An 18,651-nucleotide genomic window follows, 5' to 3' on the forward strand; every position below is an offset into this window, starting at 1 on the left:
GGTTTTCCCCCTGGAGCTTGGTCCCGGCCATGCGAGCTCCCCTCATCGTGCCGGCACCTGGAACAGGTTGAGGTTGCCCTGCACGTGCAGCACGCCGTCGACGCGGGCGCTGAGCAGGTCGGTCTGCACCAGGCCCGCATCGGTGCTGCGGGCCTTGTTGGCGCCGGCCAGGGTCATGCTGACGCCGTTGAAGTTGACGTCCTTCAGGCCCACCCGCAAGACCTGGCGGTTGAAGGCGGCGCCGTCGCCACCGAAGCCGCTGTTGATGGACAGGATGTCGACCGTGACCTCGTCGAAGCTGAAGGTCCCGCTGATGTTGTCCAGCACCAGGAAGTTGTTGCCGCTGCCCGCCGGCTGGATCGCCACGCGCGCGCCGCAGCCGCCCGGGCAGCGGGTGATGCTGGGGGTCTTCTGGACGTTGACCGTGACGCCCAGGCTCAGGCCGTCCTGACCGACCACCCGGCCGAGGTCGTCGTCCGGCAGGGTGCGCAGCTCGGCCTGCGCGGCGGTGCCGGCCAGCAGCGCCAGCAGCGCGACGGCGCCGGCCCGTGACAGGCGCCTGGTCGGCAGCAGCGGTGGAAGGTTCATCGTGCCGTGCTCCGCTCAGAGGTTGTGGGACGTGACTTTGAGGTAGTTGAAGCTCAGCCCGGACAACTCGCTGCGCCCCAGGTTGACCCCGCCGGTCGGCACCGCGCCGTAGGAGGCCCGGGTGCCGCCGATGTTCAGGTTGTCGATCACCAGGCTGGTGCGCGGCGCGTTGGCGTAGAAGTCCGCCGCGGCCGCCGCGGTCAGCGTGGGCAGCTCCAGGATGAAGTTGCCGTCGGCGGTCACCGACAGCAGCAGCGGCTGGGACTTGCCGTAGCCCAGGGCGACGCTGGCGTAGGCGTTGGTCAGGTAGACGCTGCGCGCGGCCTTCTCCGCCGCGCTGGCGCAGCTGGCGTTGCCCGCGGCGCAGGAGAGGATGTCGAGGGTCTTGGCATAGAGGTTCAGGCGCAGCTCGCCGACCAGTTGGCTGCGCGCGCTGGAGCCCCACAGGCGCAGGTAGCTGCCGTCCATCGCCAGGTCCTGGAAGTCCAGGGCCAGCACGTCGGTGCGGGTGCCGCCGCTGACCGGCACGGTGAAGTCGAAGCGCGCCCCCAGGTCGACCTTCTCGCTGGCGCGGCTCGAACAGCCGTTGCCGGCGCCGGCGAAGCCGCTGATGCAGGGCTGCCCGGCGTTGTTGGCGATCAGCGGCGGGAAGGCCAGTTCGAGCACGTCAGCGTCGCTGGGCAGGGTGTTGACCACGCGGCCGTCGGCGAGCTGGGTGGTGAGCACCGAGCCCTTGGCCAGGTTGAGCTTGAAGGGATAGGTCAGGCGGCCGATGGTGACCGGCTGCAGGTTGCTGCCGTGGTTGCTGCCGGTGGCCCCCAGGTAGAGGTTGCGCACCGCGATGGACACGTCCTTGCCGTTGGGGTCCTTCAGCCCGGTGACGGTGGTGGTGGCCTTGCTGCCGTCGATCAGGGCGTTGTCCACCACGAAGCCGATGCCGGCGCCCTGCACGTCGGAGAGCTGGTCGTCGTCCAGGGCGACCATGTCGGCATGCGCCGCCAGGGCCATCCAGGCAAGGCAGGCGCCCGTCGCCAACGCAAGACGGGTGGGGCGCGGAAGGCTGATACGGCTGCTGGCCATGGCCACCTCTTGTTCTTTTCTCGTTCGCCGACCCAGGGACAAAAGCCCTGTCTGCCACTATAGGGAGCCGTCGGCCCTTGCGGCCCGACCCATAGTCGAGAATCGGCTGCTGGCAGGTGGCCGCCGTGTTACCCAAGGTCACACTGGCGTAACAACCCCGTCAGCCGTGGCGGAACAGCCCGATCAGGTGCTCGGCGATGGCGCCCTTGATGGCCTCCAGGTTCAGCCGCGACTGCGCCTGCAGCTTCGCGCTGTTCAGCCGGTGCAGGTGCAGCGAGGGCATGCGCGCCTCGTACTCGCGCAGGTCGCCCTTGACCAGCACCGGCAGGAAGGGCTCGTCGCGCATGCGGTAGCGGCGGATCAGCAGCTTCAGGCCGTCCTGGAACGGCAGCTCGGCGGAGCCCACCAGGCGGTGTTCGCCGGGGATCTTCAGGTACAGGCCGCTGTGGCCCATGGTCTCGCCGGGCAGGATGTGGATGCCGGTGGGCTCCACGGCGGCGGCGGGGATGTCGTGGAAGGTGTCGAACCAGGCCTGCTCGTTGGGCAGGATGGTGATGCCGCCCTCCTGGCTCTCCGGGATCACGAAGCTGTAGTTGCTGTAGAGCTTCTCCACGTAGGAGGAATAGATGCACAGGCGGTTCTCGAAGCGCCTGAGGAAATCGATGGCCTCGCTGCGGTCGGTGATGGCGTCCAGGTCCCAGTCCAGGTCGTCCTGGCGCTCCAGTTCGGCCCAGCGGGCCTTGGCGAGTGCGGCGTCGTAAGTCATGGCGGCAATTAGCTATTGGCTGAGAGCCAACTGGCAGAAAACATGCCAGGAATTTCAGGGGGTTAAGGCCGCTTTTCAGGGCCGTGGCGACATCCCGCACGGCGTAAACTGCCGCGTTTCGTCACCCCTTCCGCCGCGGGCGGACCTTTGCAGTACAATCGCCCCCTTTACCCGTCACCTGCGGTTACCCGATGATCGACCCCCGACGCGTACTGCGCGCCCTCGCCGAACACTGGGCCCTGCTGGAGCCGCTCTGCGAGCGCTTCGACAGCGGCACCCTGAGCCTGGCCGAGCTGCGCCTGCAACTCACGGCGCAGCTGCCCGAAGGCAGCCCGGCGGACGTCACCGCCCTGCTCGACCAGTGGATCCGCCTGGACATCCTGGTGCCGGTGGCCAAGAGCCCCAACCGCTTCGAGCTGAACGCCCAGATCCACGACTTCCTCGCCTACCTGCGCCACGAGCACCGCCTGGGCCTGTGCCTGGAGATCGAGGCCTACCTGCGCCATCTGGAACGCCTGGCCGGCTACATCCGCGACGCCTTCGAGGTGCGCGACGGCAACGACCTGGCGCGCCAGCTGCGGCTGCTCGACATGCGCGTGCGCGACGTGCTGAAGAAGCTGGCCAACGACGAACAGGCGCTGATCGCCGTGGCCGAGCGGGCCAAGACCAGCGACCGGCAGATTCCCCTGCGCCAGCGCTACGCCGAGGTCCTGGCGACCTGGGACGAATACGTCGAGCCGATGATCCAGCTGGTCTCCGCCGACGGCGCCTTCGAGCAGGGCGTGCGCCGCGTCGAGCAGGTGCTGCTGCGCCTGCTGGGCGAACAGCAGCGCCTGGGCCAACTGGTGGACGACGACCAGTTGCTGCGCACCCACGCGCGCATCCTGGAGATGCAGACCACCGCCCAGCTCACCCTGCGCCGCGCCCGCGAACTGCTGCTGCCGCTGCGCGAGGAAGCCCGCAGGCACAACGCCATTACCCGCGGCGCCGCCCTGGCCCTGTCGGTGATCCGCCGCAAGGGCATCGAAGCCGTGCCGCAGGCCGCGCTGCCGCTGTTCACCCGGCCGCAGAGCACCTTCCTCGGCAGCGCCTCGCAGGTGGAAAGCTACGTCTTCGCCCTGGCCCGCTTCGAGCCCAAGCCCGCGCACTTCCCCAAGGCCAGCGGCAAGCGTGGCGGCGACGGCCCGCGCACGGCGCCGCGCACCGCGCGGGAGATGCTCGAGCGCTGCCAGGCCGCCCTGCCGCTGCCGGACCTGATGGTCTGGCTGCTGGAGCAGGAGCCCGAGGGCGCCACCGACGAGCTGCTCTACTGGTTCTCGCGCCTGTCGCGCGACGGCCGCTTCCAGCGCGAGCGCCTGGAGCGCCGCGACTACGATACCGCCCAGCACAGCGTCAGCCTGTGCTCCTTCGCCCTGCTCGCCGCACCGGCCGGCCAGGGCGGCAAAGCGAGCGATACCCATGCAGATTAATCTTTCCGAACTGACCCAGCTCGGGCCCATCTTCCGCGAGCTGTTCAAGGGCTTCCACATCAGCCGCCGCGACCCCGAGCTGTACAGCCAGCTGTCCAACCAGCAGGACCAGTACCGCGCGCTGTTCCGCTCGCTGGGCTTCGAGCTGGTCTGCGACACCCGCGGCTTCTACTACTTCGTGCCCGAGCAGGTCGGCGCCCAGGTCAACAAGACCGCCCAGCGCCTGGCGCTGTTCACCTTCATCCTGGTGGAGCACCTGGCCGACCAGGGCCGCGACCCGCTGGCCGTGCTCGACGGCGGCAGCATCGGCCGCGACGAGCTGCCGCCGCTGCTGGAGAAGTACCGCGACCTGTTCCTGCAGGCCGAAGTGACCACCCAGGAAGAACTGGAAGAAAAGGTCATGCGCCGCCTCACCCAGCTCGGCTTCGCCGCCGAGGACAACGGCGTGTACCGCTTCCTGCCGCCGATCCACCGCTTCCTCGACGTCTGCCTGTCGGTGCAGCAGGACCGCGACCTGGCCGCCAGCCTGCACGCCAAGGACCTGGCCTACGTCGCCCCGGCCCTGGCCGAGGAGGACGAGGAGCCCATCGTCAGCCTGGAAGAGCCGTACCAGCCGCCGGCGCCCGTGGCGAGCGAAGCCGCGCCAGCCATTGAAGAAAGCGAGGAAGACGCCCTCGCCCGCGCCATCGCCGAAGAACAAGCCGACATGGAGGCCCAGGCATGACCCAGGAACGCTACGGCATTCGCCGCTTCGCCCTGCTCAACACCGCCGGCTACAGCCTCGGCATCTTCCCCCTGGAGCAGCCGCTGTCGGTGTACGGCGCCAACAACCTGGGCAAGTCGGCGTCGATCAACGCGCTGCAGTTCCCGATCCTGGCGCGCATGTCGGACATGAGCTTCGGCAAGTACAGCCTGGAAGCCTCGCGCAAGTTCTACTTCGCCACCGACACCAGCTACATCCTCATCGAGCTGGAACTGCCCCACGGCCGCCACGTCATCGGCTGCGGCGGGCGCGGCCCGGGCGGCGGCTTCGGCCACCAGTTCTTCGCCTACCAGGGCGAGCTGGACCTGGAGCACTACCAGAAGAACGGCACCTGCCTGCGCCTGCGCGAGCTGTACGCCAGCCTCGAGCGCGCAGGGCTGAAGGCCTACGAACTCAAGCCCGACGAACTGCGCCGGCTGCTGGTCGGCGGGCACACCTCGGTGCCGCTGGACCTGACGCTGATCCCGCTGCGCTCCACCAGCGAGCAGAGCCTGAAGACCTTCCGCTCGCTGTTCATCAACCTGCTGCACATGCGCGAGATCACCGCGGCCAAGCTCAAGCAGCTGTTCCTCGACGCCTTCGAGCACAGCCTGCGCTCGGGCAGCGTCGACTACATCGCCGCCTGCGAGGAAGCCTTCCGCGACGTGCGCCGCATGGAGGGCGACTACCAGGCCCTGGTGGCCGCCGGCCCGCTGGTCGAGGCGCTGGCCAACGGCGTGCAGCAGCGCGAATTCCTGCGCGGCAAGATGCACCGCCTCTCGCCGCTGCTCGACAACCTGCTGGGCACCTGGGAAGACTACGCCGGGGCGCGCAAGGAAGAGCTGGTGATCCAGGCCGAGCACTACCGCAACGAGCAGGACGGCCTGCAGAACGAACAGCGCGGCGGCACCGCCGAACTGATGCGCCTGGAGCGCGAGATCAGCGAAATCCAGCGCTGGATGGGCGAGCTGGCGGTGCTGAAGAACCGCTTCGCCCTGGTGGAGGACGCCAAGGTCCTGGAGCAGCAACTGCTCGCCGCCAAGGACGCCCACGACGAGCTGGCCGGCGCCCTGGCGCACTCGCGGCAGTTCACCAGCGAAGACCTGGACGAGCGCGTGCGCGACCTGGAGAAGCGCGTGAAAAGCGTGCGCCAGCAGCTCGAACACGCCGACAACAACAGCTACGCCCGCCTGCGCGAAGAGTTCTCGCAGCAGGACGTGGAACGCCTGATGCGCCTGTTCAACGGCGCGCTGTTCAGCCTGCCGCTGGGCGACAAGGGCGTGAGCCTGGACGAGGACGGCCAGTGGGTCGGCAGCGTCGAGAAGATCCTCGACGCCTTCAAGGGCGAGCGCTTCGAAGTGCCCGGCCTTGCCATCGACCTGTCGCACATCGAGCCGCCGGCGCTGCAGGCCCTGGCCGACCGCGCCGCCCTGCGCGACCAGAAGGAGCGCCTGGAGAAGGAGCTCAAGCAGCTCAGGACGCAGCAGGCCGTGGCCGCCGACCGTAACGCCAGCAAGGCCCAGGCCGACAAGCTGTACCAGGACGTGCTCGACGCGCAGAAGGCCCTGGAAGACTTCCGCCGCAGCCAGACCCTGAGCGCCGAGGAACCGGCCAAGCTGGAGAAGCTGGCGCAGCTGGAAGCCACCCAGGACGAACTCAAGCGCTCGGCCGACGCCTTCACCGAGCGCGTCCAGCAGCTGTCCGCCAAGCTGCAGCTGGTGGGCCGCCAACTGGCCGACCTGGAAGCCAAGCAGCGCACCCTCGACGACGCCCTGCGCCGCCGCCAGCTGCTGCCCGCCGACCTGCCCTTCGGCACGCCGTTCATGGAGCCGGTGGACGACTCCCTGGACAACCTGCTGCCGCTGCTCAACGACTACCAGGACACCTGGCAGCAACTGCAGCGCATCGACGGCCAGATCGAGGCGCTGTACGCCCAGGTGCGCCTGAAGGGCGTGGCCAAGTTCGACAGCGAGGACGACCCCGAGCGCCGCCTGCAGCTGCTGATCAACGCCTATGCGCACCGCACCGACGAGGCCCTGACCCTGGCCAAGGCGCGCCGTGCGGCCGTGACGGACATCGCCCGCACCCTGCGCAACATCCGCAGCGACTACGACAACCTGGAACACCAGCTGGCCCTGTTCAACCGCGAGATCAACAGGCGCCAGGTCTCCAACCTGCAGAGCTTCCGCATCGTGCTGGCGCCGAACAAGGAGGCGCTCAAGCACATCGACCAGATCATCCACAGCGCCGGCCAGTACGAGGAAGGCGAGAACCTCTCGGTGTTCGACCTGACCCAGAGCGCCGAGCAGGATGCGAAGAACGAGGAAGCCAAGGACTACCTGTCGCGCCTGGTGGCGGCGAACAACAATCAGCTGGGCCTGAAGGACCTGTTCGAGCTGGCGTTCGAGATCACCAAGGTCGGCGGCCAGCCGATCGTCCACACCGACATCGACGGCGCCGCCTCCAACGGCACCACCATGACCATCAAGGCGCTGACCAACATGTACCTGTTGCTGCACCTGATGGACCGCGAGCAGGCCGGGCGCATCCGCCTGCCCTACTACCTCGACGAGGCCGCCGACATCGACGAGCGCAACCAGGCCGCGCTGCTGGAGACCAGCCTGCAGCTGGGCTTCGTGCCCATCCTGGCGAGCGTCAAGCCGCAGGTGTCGGCGCAGGTGGCCATCGACCTGGAAGGCGGCAGCGGGCCCAGCGGCATCTACATCGACGAGGCGGACTGGAAGTTCATCCGCCGCCGCGAACTCGCCGTCGACCGCCCCGCCGCCGAGGCCGAGGAGGCCGCGGAACCGGCCTGACCGCCCGCCGCCGCCGGCACGCAACCGGCGGCGGTGTTCATGAGCAGGCTATGGAGTTTGGCCGGAAAGGCCAGGTTACATATAATGGCTTGCATTCTCATTGGCGACACCACGGGAGTTTCCATGTCTGTTCGTCTGCTCGCCGGCGTCAAGGGCGCTGTCCTGGCCTGCCTGCTCGGCGGCCTGTCTCTGCATGCCGCGGCCGATCCGGTCACCCTCACCCTGTACAACGGCCAGCACGCCGCCACCGGCATCGCCATCGCCAAGGCCTTCACCGACAAGACCGGCATCCAGGTCAAGATCCGCAAGGGCGGCGATGGCCAGCTGGCCAGCCAGATCACCGAGGAAGGCGCGCGCTCGCCGGCCGACGTCATCTACACCGAGGAATCGCCGCCGCTGATGCGCCTGTCCGGCGCCGGCCTGCTGGCCCCGCTGGACGCCGCCACCCTGGCCCTGGTCGAGGCGCAGAACGCCGGCGGCAAGGGCGACTGGGTGGGCATCACCGCGCGCGCCCGGGTGCTGGCCTACAACCCGAAGAAGATCGACGAGAAGGACCTGCCCAGGAGCCTGATGGACCTGTCCGACCCGCAGTGGTCCGGGCGCTTCGGCTTCGTCCCCACCAGCGGCGCCTTCCTCGAGCAGGTCTCGGCCGTGATCAAGCTCAAGGGCCGCGACGCCGCCGAGGACTGGCTGACCGGGCTGAAGGCCTTCGGCGCCATCTACACCAACAATGTCACCGCCATGAAAGCCGTGGAGAACGGCGAGGTCGACATGGCGCTGATCAACAACTACTACTGGTACACCCTGAAGAAGGAGAAGGGCGAACTGAACTCGCGCCTGTACTTCTTCGGCAACCAGGACCCGGGCGCGCTGGTCACCGTCTCCGGCGCCGCCGTGCTCAAGTCCAGCCAGCACCCGAAGGAAGCCCAGCAGTTCGTCGCCTTCATGCTCAGCGAAGAGGGCCAGAAGGCCATTCTCAGCCAGTCCGCCGAGTACCCGCTGCGCAAGGGCATGCAGGCCGACCCGCAGCTCAAGCCGTTCGCCGAGCTGAACCCGCCGCAACTCAGCCCCGCCGACATGGGTGAGGCCAAGGACGCGCTGGACCTCGAACGCGACGTCGGCCTGAACTGATGTCCATCGCCGCGCCCGTGGTCCAGGCCCGCGGCGGCCACGGGCGCAAGGCGCCGCTGTGGCTGCTGCCGCCGGTCGTCCTGCTCGCCCTGCTGGCGGCGCTGCCGCTGTTCTACGTCGCGGCCAAGGCCTGGGACTCGGGCTGGCACGTGGCCTGGGAACTGCTCTGGCGGCCCTACGTGTTCCGCCTGTTCGGCAACACCCTCAAGCTGCTGGTGCTGGTCACCGTGCTCAGCGCCCTGCTCGGCCTGGCCTGCGCCTGGCTGGTGGAGCGCAGCGACCTGCCCGGGCGGCGCTACTGGAACGTGCTGCTGTGCCTGCCGTTCGCCATCCCCTCCTTCGTCAGCAGCTTCACCTGGGTGTCGCTGAGCCCGGCCTACGAAGGCCTGGGCGGCGCGGTGCTGGTCATGGCCATGTCCAAGTACCCGCTGGTGTACCTGCCGCTGGCGGCCACCCTGCGCAACCTCGACCCGTCGCTGGAGGAAAGCGCGCGCATGCTCGGCGTGTCGCGCCGCCAGGTGTTCCGGCGGGTGACTCTGCCGCTGCTGCGCCCGACCCTGGCCGCCACCAGCCTGCTGGTGGCGCTGCACATGCTGGTGGAGTTCGGCGCCCTGTCGATCCTGCGCTTCCAGACCTTCACCACGGCGATCTACCAGGAATTCGAACTGGAATTCAGCAACGCCACCGCGGCCATGCTCTCCTCGGTGCTGCTGGCGCTGTGCTTCCTGCTGCTGTGGCTGGAACTGCGCATGCGCGGCCGCGGCCGCCTGGTGCGCACCGGCCAGGGCAGCGCACGCCAGGCCGAGCGGGTGCGCCTGCACGCCTGGAAATGGCCGCTGCAACTGCTACTGGTGGCGCTGGTGGTGATCGGCACCGGCATCCCCATGGCCATGCTCGGCTACTGGCTGCTCACCGGCGCCTCGGCGGCCTTCCCGCTGCTGGAGATCGGCCAGGCGCTGCTGTCGTCGCTGTCGCTGTCCTTCGGCGGCGCCCTGCTCGGCTGCCTGCTGGCGCTGCCGGTGAGCATCCTGGTGGTGCGCTACCCCGGGCCGCTGGCGCGCTGGGCGCAACGCCTGCCCTACCTGCTGCAGGCCCTGCCGGGGCTGGTGATCGCCCTGTCGCTGGTGTACTTCGCCCTGCACTACGTCCCGGACCTGTACCAGACCAGCGCCCTGCTGCTGATCGCCTACGCCCTGCTGTTCCTGCCCCTGGCCCAGGCGCCGATCCGCGTGGCCCTGGAAAAGGCCTCGCCGCAACTGGAGGAAGCCGCCCGCACGCTGGGCCAGACGCCGCTGCGCGCCTTCCTGCGCATCACCCTGCCGATCATCTCCCCGGCCATGGGCGCGGGCTTCGTGCTGGTGTTCCTCGACAGCATGAAGGAACTGACCGCGACCCTGGTGCTCGGGCCCACCGGGCTGACGACACTGGCCACGGCGGTGTGGGTGCATACCTCGACGCTAGAGTACGCGGCGGCGGCGCCCTATGCGGCGCTGCTGATCCTGATCTCGGGGGTGCCGGTGTACCTGCTGACCACCCGGGCGGCGCGCAGCAGCCGCTGAGGCGCCAGGCTTTTCGTAGGAGCGAGGGGGGCGCCTGGCTCTTGCTCGCGAAAGGTATCATCCCGAAGAGCACCCTCTCCCCAGCCCTCTCCCTGAAGGGAGAGGGGGCTTGTCCGTGCCGAGAGAAGATCCGGTTCCAGCCGGCAGTTTTGGGTGTTGCCGGCTGACTCCAGAACACCAGCGTCTGCCCAACGGTCCCCTCTCCCTTTAGGGAGAGGGAAAGGAGCCAGACCCAAGCACCGAAGCCACCGGTGAACACGATTCGCGAGCAAGCTCGCTCCTACGAAAAGCTCTCAAAAGGAAAACGCCCCGCCCGGTCTCCCGGCGGGGCGCTTGGCCTTGGATAAGCGGCGTATAACCGCGAACGGTTATACGCCCTACTCGCCCACCGCCTTCCCCAGCGGAATCTTCGGCGCCCACTGCAGCCATTCGTCCTGGTACTCGTCGAACAGCGCGAAGGTCTGCCCCGGCCGCGCCGCGGCGCCCATCTGGGCGTTGTCCGGGGTGGCGAAGGCCACGCCGCCGGCGAGGATGGTCTCGAAGGACTCGGTGCGCACCTTCACGCCCTTGAACAGGCCGGCGTCCACCCCTACCCCGCTGGTGTTCCAGAAGCGGCTGCCGGTGCGTACCAGGGGCGCGTAGCGCGGCTCGATGAGGATGTGGACGAGCACCCGGTCGCCCTGCTCGCCCAGCTCGAAGGAGGTGACCTTGCCCACCTGCACCTCGCGGTAGGTCACCGGCACGCCCGGCTTCAGCGAGCCGCGGCGGGCGGCGCTGAGGGTCAGGCGCAGGCCGTCGGCGTCGAGCAGGCGGTTGGGCTGCTGCGCCAGCAGGCTGAAGCTGTTCTGCGCCGGGCCCGGCTTGGCCGCCGGCAGCACCTCGATGTAGGGGCCGCTGACCAGGGTGCCGAGGTTCTCCGCGCCGCCCAGGCCGAGCTGCGCCGAGACCACCCAGAAGCGGCTGCCCTGGCGGGCGATGCTGTCCCGGGCCTTGACCAGGCGGGCCTTGAGCACCACGCCGGCGAGGTCGCGGCTGAGGTCCACCTGCTCCACGTGGCCCACTTCCAGGCCGCGGTAGCGGATCACGGTGCCCTCGCGCAGGCCGTCGGCCGAATCGGCGCGCAGCTCGATCACCTGGCCCTTGGCGTGGGCGCTTTCCTCGCTGTCGTAGAGGGCGAAGCGGCGCACCTTGGTGATGGGCGCGGCCTTGGGGTCCGGGGTGTCGAAGGCGATGCCGCCGCTGATCAGCGTCTGCAGCGACTCGCTCTTGAACTTGATGCCGTTGAGGTCGCCGCTCAGGGTCACGCCGCTGACGTTCCAGAAGCGCGTGGAAGTGTTCACCAGGGCCGCGTATTCAGGCTCGATGTGCACGCCCACCACCACCCGCTGGCGGTCGCGGGACAGCTGGTAGCTCTGCACGGTGCCGACCTTCATCTGCCGGTAGAGGATGGGCGTGCCCACCTCCAGCGAGCCCAGGCGGTCGCTGGTCAGCACCAGGTGCAGGCCCGGCGCGTCGAGGTTCAGCGGCGGCGCCTTCGGGCGGATGGTGAAGTCGCGGGTGGGCTCACCGTCCTTGGCGAAGCGCACGGCGATGTAGTTGCCCTTCACCAGCGCCTCCAGGCCGGTGATGCCGGCCAGCGAGATGCTCGGCTTGACCAGCCAGAACTCGGCCTTGGTGTTGAGGAAGTCTTCGGTGCGTGGGTCCATCGACAGGGTCGCGGTGGCGCCGTTGAAGTCCTTGTTCATGTCGATGGTCTTGACCGTGCCGACCTGCACGCCGTTGTACATCACCGGGGTGCTGCCGGCGGAAAGGCCGCTGACGTCGTCGACCTTCAGGCGCACCGCCAGGCCCGCCTGGGCGGCGTCGTAGTCCTCGTAGAGGCGGAACGGCTTGGTCGGGTCGGTGGGCGGGCTGTCCGGGTAGCTGTCCGGGGTGGCGAAGGCGATGCCGCCGGCGGCGATGCTGGCCAGCGACTCGGTGCGCAGCTTCAGGCCGCTGAGGCTGCCGGACAGGGTGATGCCGCTGGCGTTCCAGAAGCGCGTGTGCTTGCGCACCAGGTTGGCGTAGGCCGGCTCGATGTGGACCTTCACCTCGATGGTCTTCTGGTCCTCGGCCAACTGGTAGCTCTTCACCTGGCCGACCTGGATCTGCCGGTAGTAGATGGGGCTGCCCTGCTCCAGCGAGCCCAGGCGCTCGGCCTTGAGCACCAGGTGCAGGCCGGGCAGGCTGTCGGACAGCGGCGGCGGCTCCTTGAGCGCGACGAAGTCGTGGTTGAGCTCGCCCTTCACCGGGTCGATGGCGATGTAGTTGCCCGACACCAGGGTCTCCAGCCCGGTCACCCCGGCCAGCGAGACCCGCGGCTTGACCAGCCAGAAGCGCGTGCGCTCGCTCAGGTACTCGATGGCCTCCTTGCGCATCTCCACCGTGGCGGTCACGCCCAGGGTCGGCCTGTTCACGTGCAGGTCGATCACCTTGCCCACGGCGATGCCCTTGAAGATCACCTCGGTCTTGTTCGCCTGGATGCCGTCGCCGCTCTCGAACTGGATGTTGATCGTCACCCCGGCCTGATCGTAGGCCCGCCAGGCCAGCCAGGCGCCGATCGCCAGAGCGATCAGCGGCAGGATCCAGATCGCCGACCAGTTGGTGGTCTTGCGCAGCTTGGGGGTGGGGAGTTCACTCATCGTCGTTTTCCGCGTCCGTGTTATCCCAGATCAGCCTGGGATCGAAAGTCACTGCGGCCAGCATGGTCAGCACCACCACGCTGGCGAAGGCGGCCGCGCCGAGGTTCGCCTCGATGCTGGCCAGGTTGCCGAAGTTCACCAGGGTCACGAGGATGGCGATGACGAAGATATCGAGCATCGACCAGCGACCTATCCATTCGATGAAGCGGTACATCAGGATGCGTTGCCGCGCCGACATCGGCTGGTGGCGCTGCACCGAGTAAAGCAGCAGGGCGATGCCGACCAGCTTGAAGGTCGGCACCAGGATGCTGGCGACGAACACCACCGCGGCCACCGGGATCATGTCCGCGTGGATCAGCTCCACCACCCCTTCCATGATGGTCGCCGGGGTGCCGCTGCCGAGGAAGTTGACGGTCATGATCGGCAGCAGGTTCGCCGGGATGTAGAGGATGGCCGCGGTGATCAGCAGCGCCCAGGTGCGGGTGAGGCTGTTCGGCCGCCGCGCGTGCAGCGCCGAGCCGCAGCGCGAACAGTGCTGCGGCTCCTCGCCGGTGGCGCGGTTGAGCTGGTGGCATTCGCCGCAGGTGAGGATGCCGGCGTCAATGGCCCTCATCGTCGAACTCCCCGGCCAGTTCTTCCCACACCTGGTGGCGCGACATGGTCACCTCCAGCCATATCTGGCTGAACAGCAGGCCGATGAAGCAGGCCAGGCCCACGCCGATGTGCAGCTCGGCCATGTCGATCAGCTTGACGATGGCCACCAGGATGCCCATCAGGTAGACCTCCAGCATGCCCCACTCGCGCAGGTGCTGGTACCAGCGCAGCAGCTGCATGGCCTGCGCGCGCGCCACGTCGAAACGCAGGCTGCAGAGCACGAACAGCTGGCACAGCAGCTTGGCCAGGGGGATCACCATGCTGCACAGGAACACCACGATACCGACGCCTTGCATGTTCGAGTTGTACAGCCCCAGCACCCCGCTCCAGACGGTGTCGACGCCGGTCTGGCCGAGGATGCTGATCTTCATGATCGGCAGGAAGTTGGCCGGCACGTACAGGATCAGCGCGGTAATCACCAGCGCCAGGGCGCGGCGCACCATGTGCGGGCGGTGGATCTCCAGCTCGTAGCCGCAGCGCGGGCAGACCGAGCGGCTACCCGTGGGGACCGGCTCGCGGCGCATCAGCAGGTCGCATTCATGGCAGGCGATCAGCTGCTCCAGCGGCAGGTCTTGCAGCGCTCGGCTATCGGTTTCGGACATGGGGGGACTCGCGGCGATTTGTGCCTATTGTAGCCGAGGCGGCCGCTCTGGCGCTGCGTCCGGCCGCCCTCGAAAGCCTGCGAAACGCACCCGCGGCGCTGGCCATGGGTGCGCCTTCAGGCCTTGCTCTTCCCGGCAGGCCCGGCCGCTGCCCGGCGCTTCGCCATGGAGGGGCTGGTACCGCGAGGAAGGGGCCGGCCCTCGGCCTTGCCGGACCGCGCCGGGAACGCCGCATCGGCCACGATCGAAGCCAGCGCCATCCTCATGCCGAACTTGTTGAGGATGCCGTTGAGCGTTCCGAGGGTGGGATTCCCCTTGTCGTTCTCCAGCTGGTAGAGCGCCTTCGTCGACATCCTGCACATGGCGGCGAAGGTGTCCTGGTCCAACCCGGTGACCTCGACACGCAGCCGACGGATGGAAACACCGAGCGACTCCCGGCCCTGCACGTTCGCCCGGAGGATGTCGTCGATCAGCCGTTGGCGCTCCTCGACGGTGATGTCTCTCATAGCAGCCCCCATTCGCCCAGGCGTCTGTCCAGATGGTTGAGTGGGATGTTCGCCGAGCGCTTCACCTCGTCGGGCAGGTCCGCGAGCAATTCGGGAAGGGCCCTGAATGCCTGCGCGGCCTTCTTCAGGCGAGCCATCAGGGCGTTCGGCTCGGCAATGCCCTTCAGGGCGGCGCAGACCTCGGCCCAATCCGGATTCCCCCTGCGTTCGCTCTCCCACTTCGTCGCGCGCGTTATGCCCTCGGCATCGAGCACCATCGGCGCCAGGTCATAGACAGGCGCCAACTGGAACCGACCGGCGCTGCGGAAGATCGCAGTGTTCCGACCATGGTTGTCCGAATTGCCGAGGATCTTGTTCAGCAGGTCGCGCCGGACATATTCGAATACCAGGTTCTCCACTTCCGCGCCCTGGCCATTGGCAGTCCAGAGGGCAGCTAGGCGCTGGAGAACGTCCTCGTGGGCCATCCTCTGCCCCTGTTCGGTCACCTGACAGACCGAGTAGATCGATTCCATGGGAATGCGCTCGACCCGTCCATCGACTATGCGGCGGTCGAAGCGGGGCATCCACAGACTCGGCCGCGTCCCCTCGCAAAGCGCCAGCCCATCGATGGGAACGGTGTCTAGCCCCAGCTCGGCGATGGCCCGGTAGTAGTGGTATTCGGCCCGAAGAATGGCCTTGTCGGTCTCGCTCACCCGGTTGCGGGCGAACTTGATCAGCCAGTGCCGGCGCACCTGGTCGTCCGCGAGCATGGCGTCGGCATGAAGCTGCCCCTGGTCGTCCTCGGCCATGAGCAGCTTCGGCGCCTCGCCTTGCGCCCCCGTGGCGCCGCCCAGCGCGGCCCCCGTCTCGTAGGCGTATTCGAGGAACTCGTTCGTCCTGTCCTCCACCTCCTGGCGCGCGAAGGCCTCTTTGCGCGTGGTATCGAGATAGTCGAACGACTCCTTCACCCGCAGATGCCCGATGGGCGACGGCGTGCAGCGCTTGAAGAGGAAGAGCCCCACGTCCATCCCCTCGGGTTTGTCGCCGCCGAACCGCTTGAGCAGGGAACGGTATGCCGCGCCCGCGGGAATGATGTCGTAGACGAAGGCCGGGTACCCGGTACCTCGCACCGAATTCCAGCCCAGCGGCAAGTTCACGCTCACCGCCGGCTCCATCACCGAGTCCATCCGCTCGATGAACGTCACGAGGTAGTCCGTGGCATAGCCGGCCGAGGTCGCTCCGAGCGAAACCTTCTCGGGGTTCTCGACCGTCAGCACCAGGGCATCGTGCCACTGGCCGTCGACGTAGGTCTGGAGCGTGAGTTGCTCGGACATGTGGGCGCCTGAATCGGAACTCTAATACCGACCAATTTAGCTATACCCGCATTTTCCGGCAATACAATTCCGGTTCAAGTAGTGAGCAGACAGTGAACCAGTATTTTAATTCCGACTCATGCTCATCTGCGCGGCTTGGCCCGCGTGGTCGGCTCGGCGATCAGCGGGTCGTCCGGCCAGTAGTGCTTGGGGTAGCGGCCCTTGAGGTCCTTCTTCACCTCGGCGTAGGTGCTGCGCCAGAAGTTGGCCAGGTCCTGGGTCACCTGCACCGGGCGCTGCGCCGGCGACAGCAGGTGCAGTTTCACCGCCAGGCGGCCGCCGGCGATGCGCGGGGTGTCGGCCAGGCCGAACAGCTCCTGCAGGCGCACCGCCAGCACTGGCGGGAATTCGCTGTAGTCCAGGCGGATGTTCGAGCCGGACGGCACCTGCAGGGTGCGCGGCGCCAGTTCGTCCAGGCGCTGCGGCAGCGGCCAGGGCAGCAGGCCGTGGAGGATGCCGGACAGCTCCAGGCTGGCGAAGTGGGCCAGGCGCGAGACCTTGCCCAGGTAGGGCAGCAGCCAGGCCTCCAGGCTCGCCAGCAGGGCCGGGTCGCCGACGTCGGGCCACTCGCTCTCGCCCCTGCTTTCCAGGTCGAGCCGGCGCAGCAAAGCGATCCGCGCCTGCCACTGGCGCAGCTCCGGGGTCCAGGGCAGCAGCTCCAGGCCCTTGCGCCGCACCAGGCCGAGCAGCGCGCGGCTGCGGGCCTCGGCGTCGAGGTTGGGCAGCGCCTCGCTGGACAGCACCAGCTCGCCGACCTTGCGCTGGCGCTCGGCGCGCAGCACGCCTTCGCGCTCGTCCCAGTCCAGCTCGTCGTGCACCCTCACCTGCTCGGCCAGCACCGAGTCGAACAGCGCCGCGTCCAGGGCGGCGGCCAGGTAGATGCGCTCTTCGCGCTGGCCCTGGCGGCTGCCCAGGTCGGCGACCACCAGCCAGGGCTCCTTCATCAGCGCGTCCGGCTCGCCGAACTGCGCGGCGCGGCCATTGGCCAGGCGGTATTCGCCACCGCCCCCGCGGCGCTGGCGGGCCACGCGGTCGGGATAGGCGAAGGCCAGCAGCGCGCCGAGCCAGCGCGGGTGATCGGGGTCGGCCACCGCCTCGGCCGGCTGGCCGCGCAGGTAGCCGCGGAATTGCCGGGCCAGCTGCCGCGCGCGCTGCACCGCGCCGCGGCTGGCGCGGTTGCCGGCCGACTCCCCGGCCAGCAGGGCGGTGCGCTCGTGCAGGTCGGCGCCGGCGCCGCGCAGGATGTCGCGCTCGCCCAGCAGCGCGGCGACGTCGCAGGCCAGGCTGCCCAGGCCCAGCGCCTGGCCGCGCAGCAGCAGGTGGGCGATGCGCGGGTGCGCCGGCAGTTCGGCCATGGCCTGGCCATGGGCGTTGAGCGCGCCCTTGTCGTTCAGCGCGCCGAGGCGATCGAGCAGGTCGCGCGCCTGTGCATAGGCGGCAGCCGGCGGCACGTCGAGCCAGGCCAGCTCCCCGGGCTCCACGCCCCAGCGGCCCAGTTGCAGGGCCAGGCCGGCGAGGTCGGCCTGGAGGATTTCCGCCGTGCCGTAGGCCGGCAGTTGCTCGTGCTGCGCCTCGGACCACAGCCGGTAGCACACGCCCGGCTCCAGGCGCCCGGCGCGGCCGGCGCGCTGGGTGGCCGAGGCGCGGGAGATGCGCTGGGTCTCCAGGCGCGTCATGCCGCTGCCCGGGTCGAAGCGCGGCACCCGCGCCAGCCCGGCGTCCACCACCACGCGCACGCCGTCGATGGTCAGGCTGGTCTCGGCGATATTGGTGGCCAGCACCACCTTGCGCCTGCCTGGCGGCGCCGGCTCGATGGCGGCGCGCTGGGCGGACAGCTCCAACTCGCCGTGCAGCGGGCACAGCAGCACCTCGTCGCGGCCGGCCAGGGCCTCGCCCAGTTGCTCGGCGACGCGGCGGATCTCGGCCTGGCCCGGGAGGAACACCAGCAGGCTGCCGGGCCCGTCGGCCAGGGCCTGGAGCACCGTCTGCAGCACCCGCGGCTCGACGAACTCGCCGGGCTGGAAAGGCCGGCCCCAGCGCAGGTCCACCGGGAACATCCGCCCCTCGCTGCGCACCACGGGCGCGTCGTCCAGCAGCGCGGCAAGCCGCTCGCCCTCCAGGGTGGCGGACATCACCAGCACCTTCAGCGGGGTGTCGCGCAGCAGCTCGCGGCCATTGAGGGTCAGCGCCAGGGCCAGGTCGGCGTCCAGGCTGCGCTCGTGGAACTCGTCGAAGATCACCAGCCCCACGCCTTCCAGCGCCGGGTCATCCTGCAGGCGGCGGGTGAGGATGCCCTCGGTGACCACCTCGATGCGCGTCTTCGGCCCCACCTTGCTGTCCAGGCGGATGCGGTAGCCGACCGTCTCGCCGACCCGCTCCCCCAGTTCGGCGGCCAGGCGCTCGGCCGCGGCGCGGGCGGCCAGGCGGCGCGGTTCGAGCATGAGGATGCCCTGCCCGGCCAGCCAGGGCTCGTCGAGCAGCGCCAGCGGCACCCGGGTGGTCTTGCCGGCGCCGGGCGGCGCCTCCAGCACGGCCTCGTGGCGCGCGCTCAGGGCCTGGCGCAGGGCCGGCAGGACGGCATCGATGGGGAGGGCGTTCATGGCTATATTTCATCCACCCTTAAGCAGACGGAAATGACGAACCGGCGATTATAACGGCGAACCGCAGCCACTCCGCCGCAGTCCCAGTTACAGGTAGCACGGCCT

General features: G+C 68.9%; 14 protein-coding genes. 5 read left to right on the forward strand and 9 right to left on the reverse strand.

Annotated features, from left to right (window positions below; genetic code table 11):
- Positions 1-42: 42 nt before the first annotated feature.
- The 3 genes from CHC02_RS09290 to CHC02_RS09300 form a co-directional block, all read right to left on the reverse strand.
- Positions 43-588, reverse strand: a complete 546-nt coding sequence (locus CHC02_RS09290; RefSeq protein WP_089391188.1) for a DUF6160 family protein — start codon at positions 586-588, stop codon at positions 43-45.
- A 15-nt stretch (positions 589-603) separates the two neighbouring features.
- The gene (locus CHC02_RS09295; protein WP_089391189.1) at positions 604-1,668 is read right to left on the reverse strand and encodes a hypothetical protein; all 1,065 of its coding nucleotides are present in this window, start codon (positions 1,666-1,668) and stop codon (positions 604-606) included.
- Between the two features lie 160 nt (positions 1,669-1,828).
- Entirely contained in the window at positions 1,829-2,434 is a 606-nt protein-coding gene (locus CHC02_RS09300) for a hypothetical protein (protein WP_089391190.1), read from the reverse strand.
- 191 nt (positions 2,435-2,625) lie between these two features.
- Here CHC02_RS09300 and mksB point away from each other — a divergent pair, with 191 nt between their 5' ends.
- The 5 genes from mksB to CHC02_RS09325 all read left to right on the forward strand — a co-directional run bounded on the left by mksB (position 2,626) and on the right by CHC02_RS09325 (position 10,151).
- Positions 2,626-3,903: an Mks condensin complex protein MksB gene (mksB, locus tag CHC02_RS09305; RefSeq protein WP_089391191.1), complete on the forward strand. Its 1,278-nt coding sequence runs from the start codon at positions 2,626-2,628 to the stop codon at positions 3,901-3,903.
- Entirely contained in the window at positions 3,893-4,627 is a 735-nt protein-coding gene (gene mksE / locus CHC02_RS09310; protein WP_089391192.1) for an Mks condensin complex protein MksE, read from the forward strand. The genes mksB and mksE overlap by 11 nt, the downstream gene beginning before the upstream one ends.
- Positions 4,624-7,461 carry an Mks condensin complex protein MksF gene (mksF, locus tag CHC02_RS09315; RefSeq protein WP_089391193.1) on the forward strand — a complete coding sequence of 946 codons (2,838 nt, stop codon included), beginning with the start codon at positions 4,624-4,626 and terminating at the stop codon, positions 7,459-7,461. Before mksE ends, mksF begins: the two co-directional genes overlap by 4 nt.
- A gap of 123 nt (positions 7,462-7,584) precedes the next feature.
- On the forward strand, positions 7,585-8,592 hold the full coding sequence (locus CHC02_RS09320) for an iron ABC transporter substrate-binding protein (protein ID WP_089391194.1): 1,008 nt from the start codon (positions 7,585-7,587) through the stop codon (positions 8,590-8,592).
- On the forward strand, positions 8,592-10,151 hold the full coding sequence (locus CHC02_RS09325) for an ABC transporter permease (RefSeq protein WP_089391195.1): 1,560 nt from the start codon (positions 8,592-8,594) through the stop codon (positions 10,149-10,151). Before CHC02_RS09320 ends, CHC02_RS09325 begins: the two co-directional genes overlap by 1 nt.
- Positions 10,152-10,528: 377 nt before the next feature.
- On the opposite strand, the gene CHC02_RS09330 is transcribed toward CHC02_RS09325, so the two are convergent.
- The 6 genes from CHC02_RS09330 to hrpB form a co-directional block, all read right to left on the reverse strand.
- On the reverse strand, positions 10,529-12,832 hold the full coding sequence (locus tag CHC02_RS09330; RefSeq protein ID WP_089391196.1) for a PqiB family protein: 2,304 nt from the start codon (positions 12,830-12,832) through the stop codon (positions 10,529-10,531).
- Positions 12,825-13,445, reverse strand: a complete 621-nt coding sequence (locus CHC02_RS09335) for a paraquat-inducible protein A (protein ID WP_089391197.1) — start codon at positions 13,443-13,445, stop codon at positions 12,825-12,827. The genes CHC02_RS09330 and CHC02_RS09335 overlap by 8 nt, the downstream gene beginning before the upstream one ends.
- On the reverse strand, positions 13,432-14,088 hold the full coding sequence (locus CHC02_RS09340) for a paraquat-inducible protein A (protein WP_089391198.1): 657 nt from the start codon (positions 14,086-14,088) through the stop codon (positions 13,432-13,434). Before CHC02_RS09340 ends, CHC02_RS09335 begins: the two co-directional genes overlap by 14 nt.
- A 116-nt stretch (positions 14,089-14,204) precedes the next feature.
- The gene (locus CHC02_RS09345) at positions 14,205-14,594 is read right to left on the reverse strand and encodes a helix-turn-helix domain-containing protein (protein WP_109936206.1); all 390 of its coding nucleotides are present in this window, start codon (positions 14,592-14,594) and stop codon (positions 14,205-14,207) included.
- Complete coding sequence (locus tag CHC02_RS09350) at positions 14,591-15,907, reverse strand: type II toxin-antitoxin system HipA family toxin (protein ID WP_089391199.1); 1,317 nt, start codon at positions 15,905-15,907, stop codon at positions 14,591-14,593. The genes CHC02_RS09345 and CHC02_RS09350 overlap by 4 nt, the downstream gene beginning before the upstream one ends.
- Before the next feature lie 122 nt (positions 15,908-16,029).
- Positions 16,030-18,546, reverse strand: a complete 2,517-nt coding sequence (gene hrpB, locus CHC02_RS09355; RefSeq protein ID WP_089391200.1) for an ATP-dependent helicase HrpB — start codon at positions 18,544-18,546, stop codon at positions 16,030-16,032.
- Positions 18,547-18,651: the final 105 nt, after the last annotated feature.

Source organism: Pseudomonas delhiensis, assembly GCF_900187975.1.
GTDB classification, from domain to species: Bacteria; Pseudomonadota; Gammaproteobacteria; order Pseudomonadales; family Pseudomonadaceae; genus Pseudomonas; species Pseudomonas delhiensis.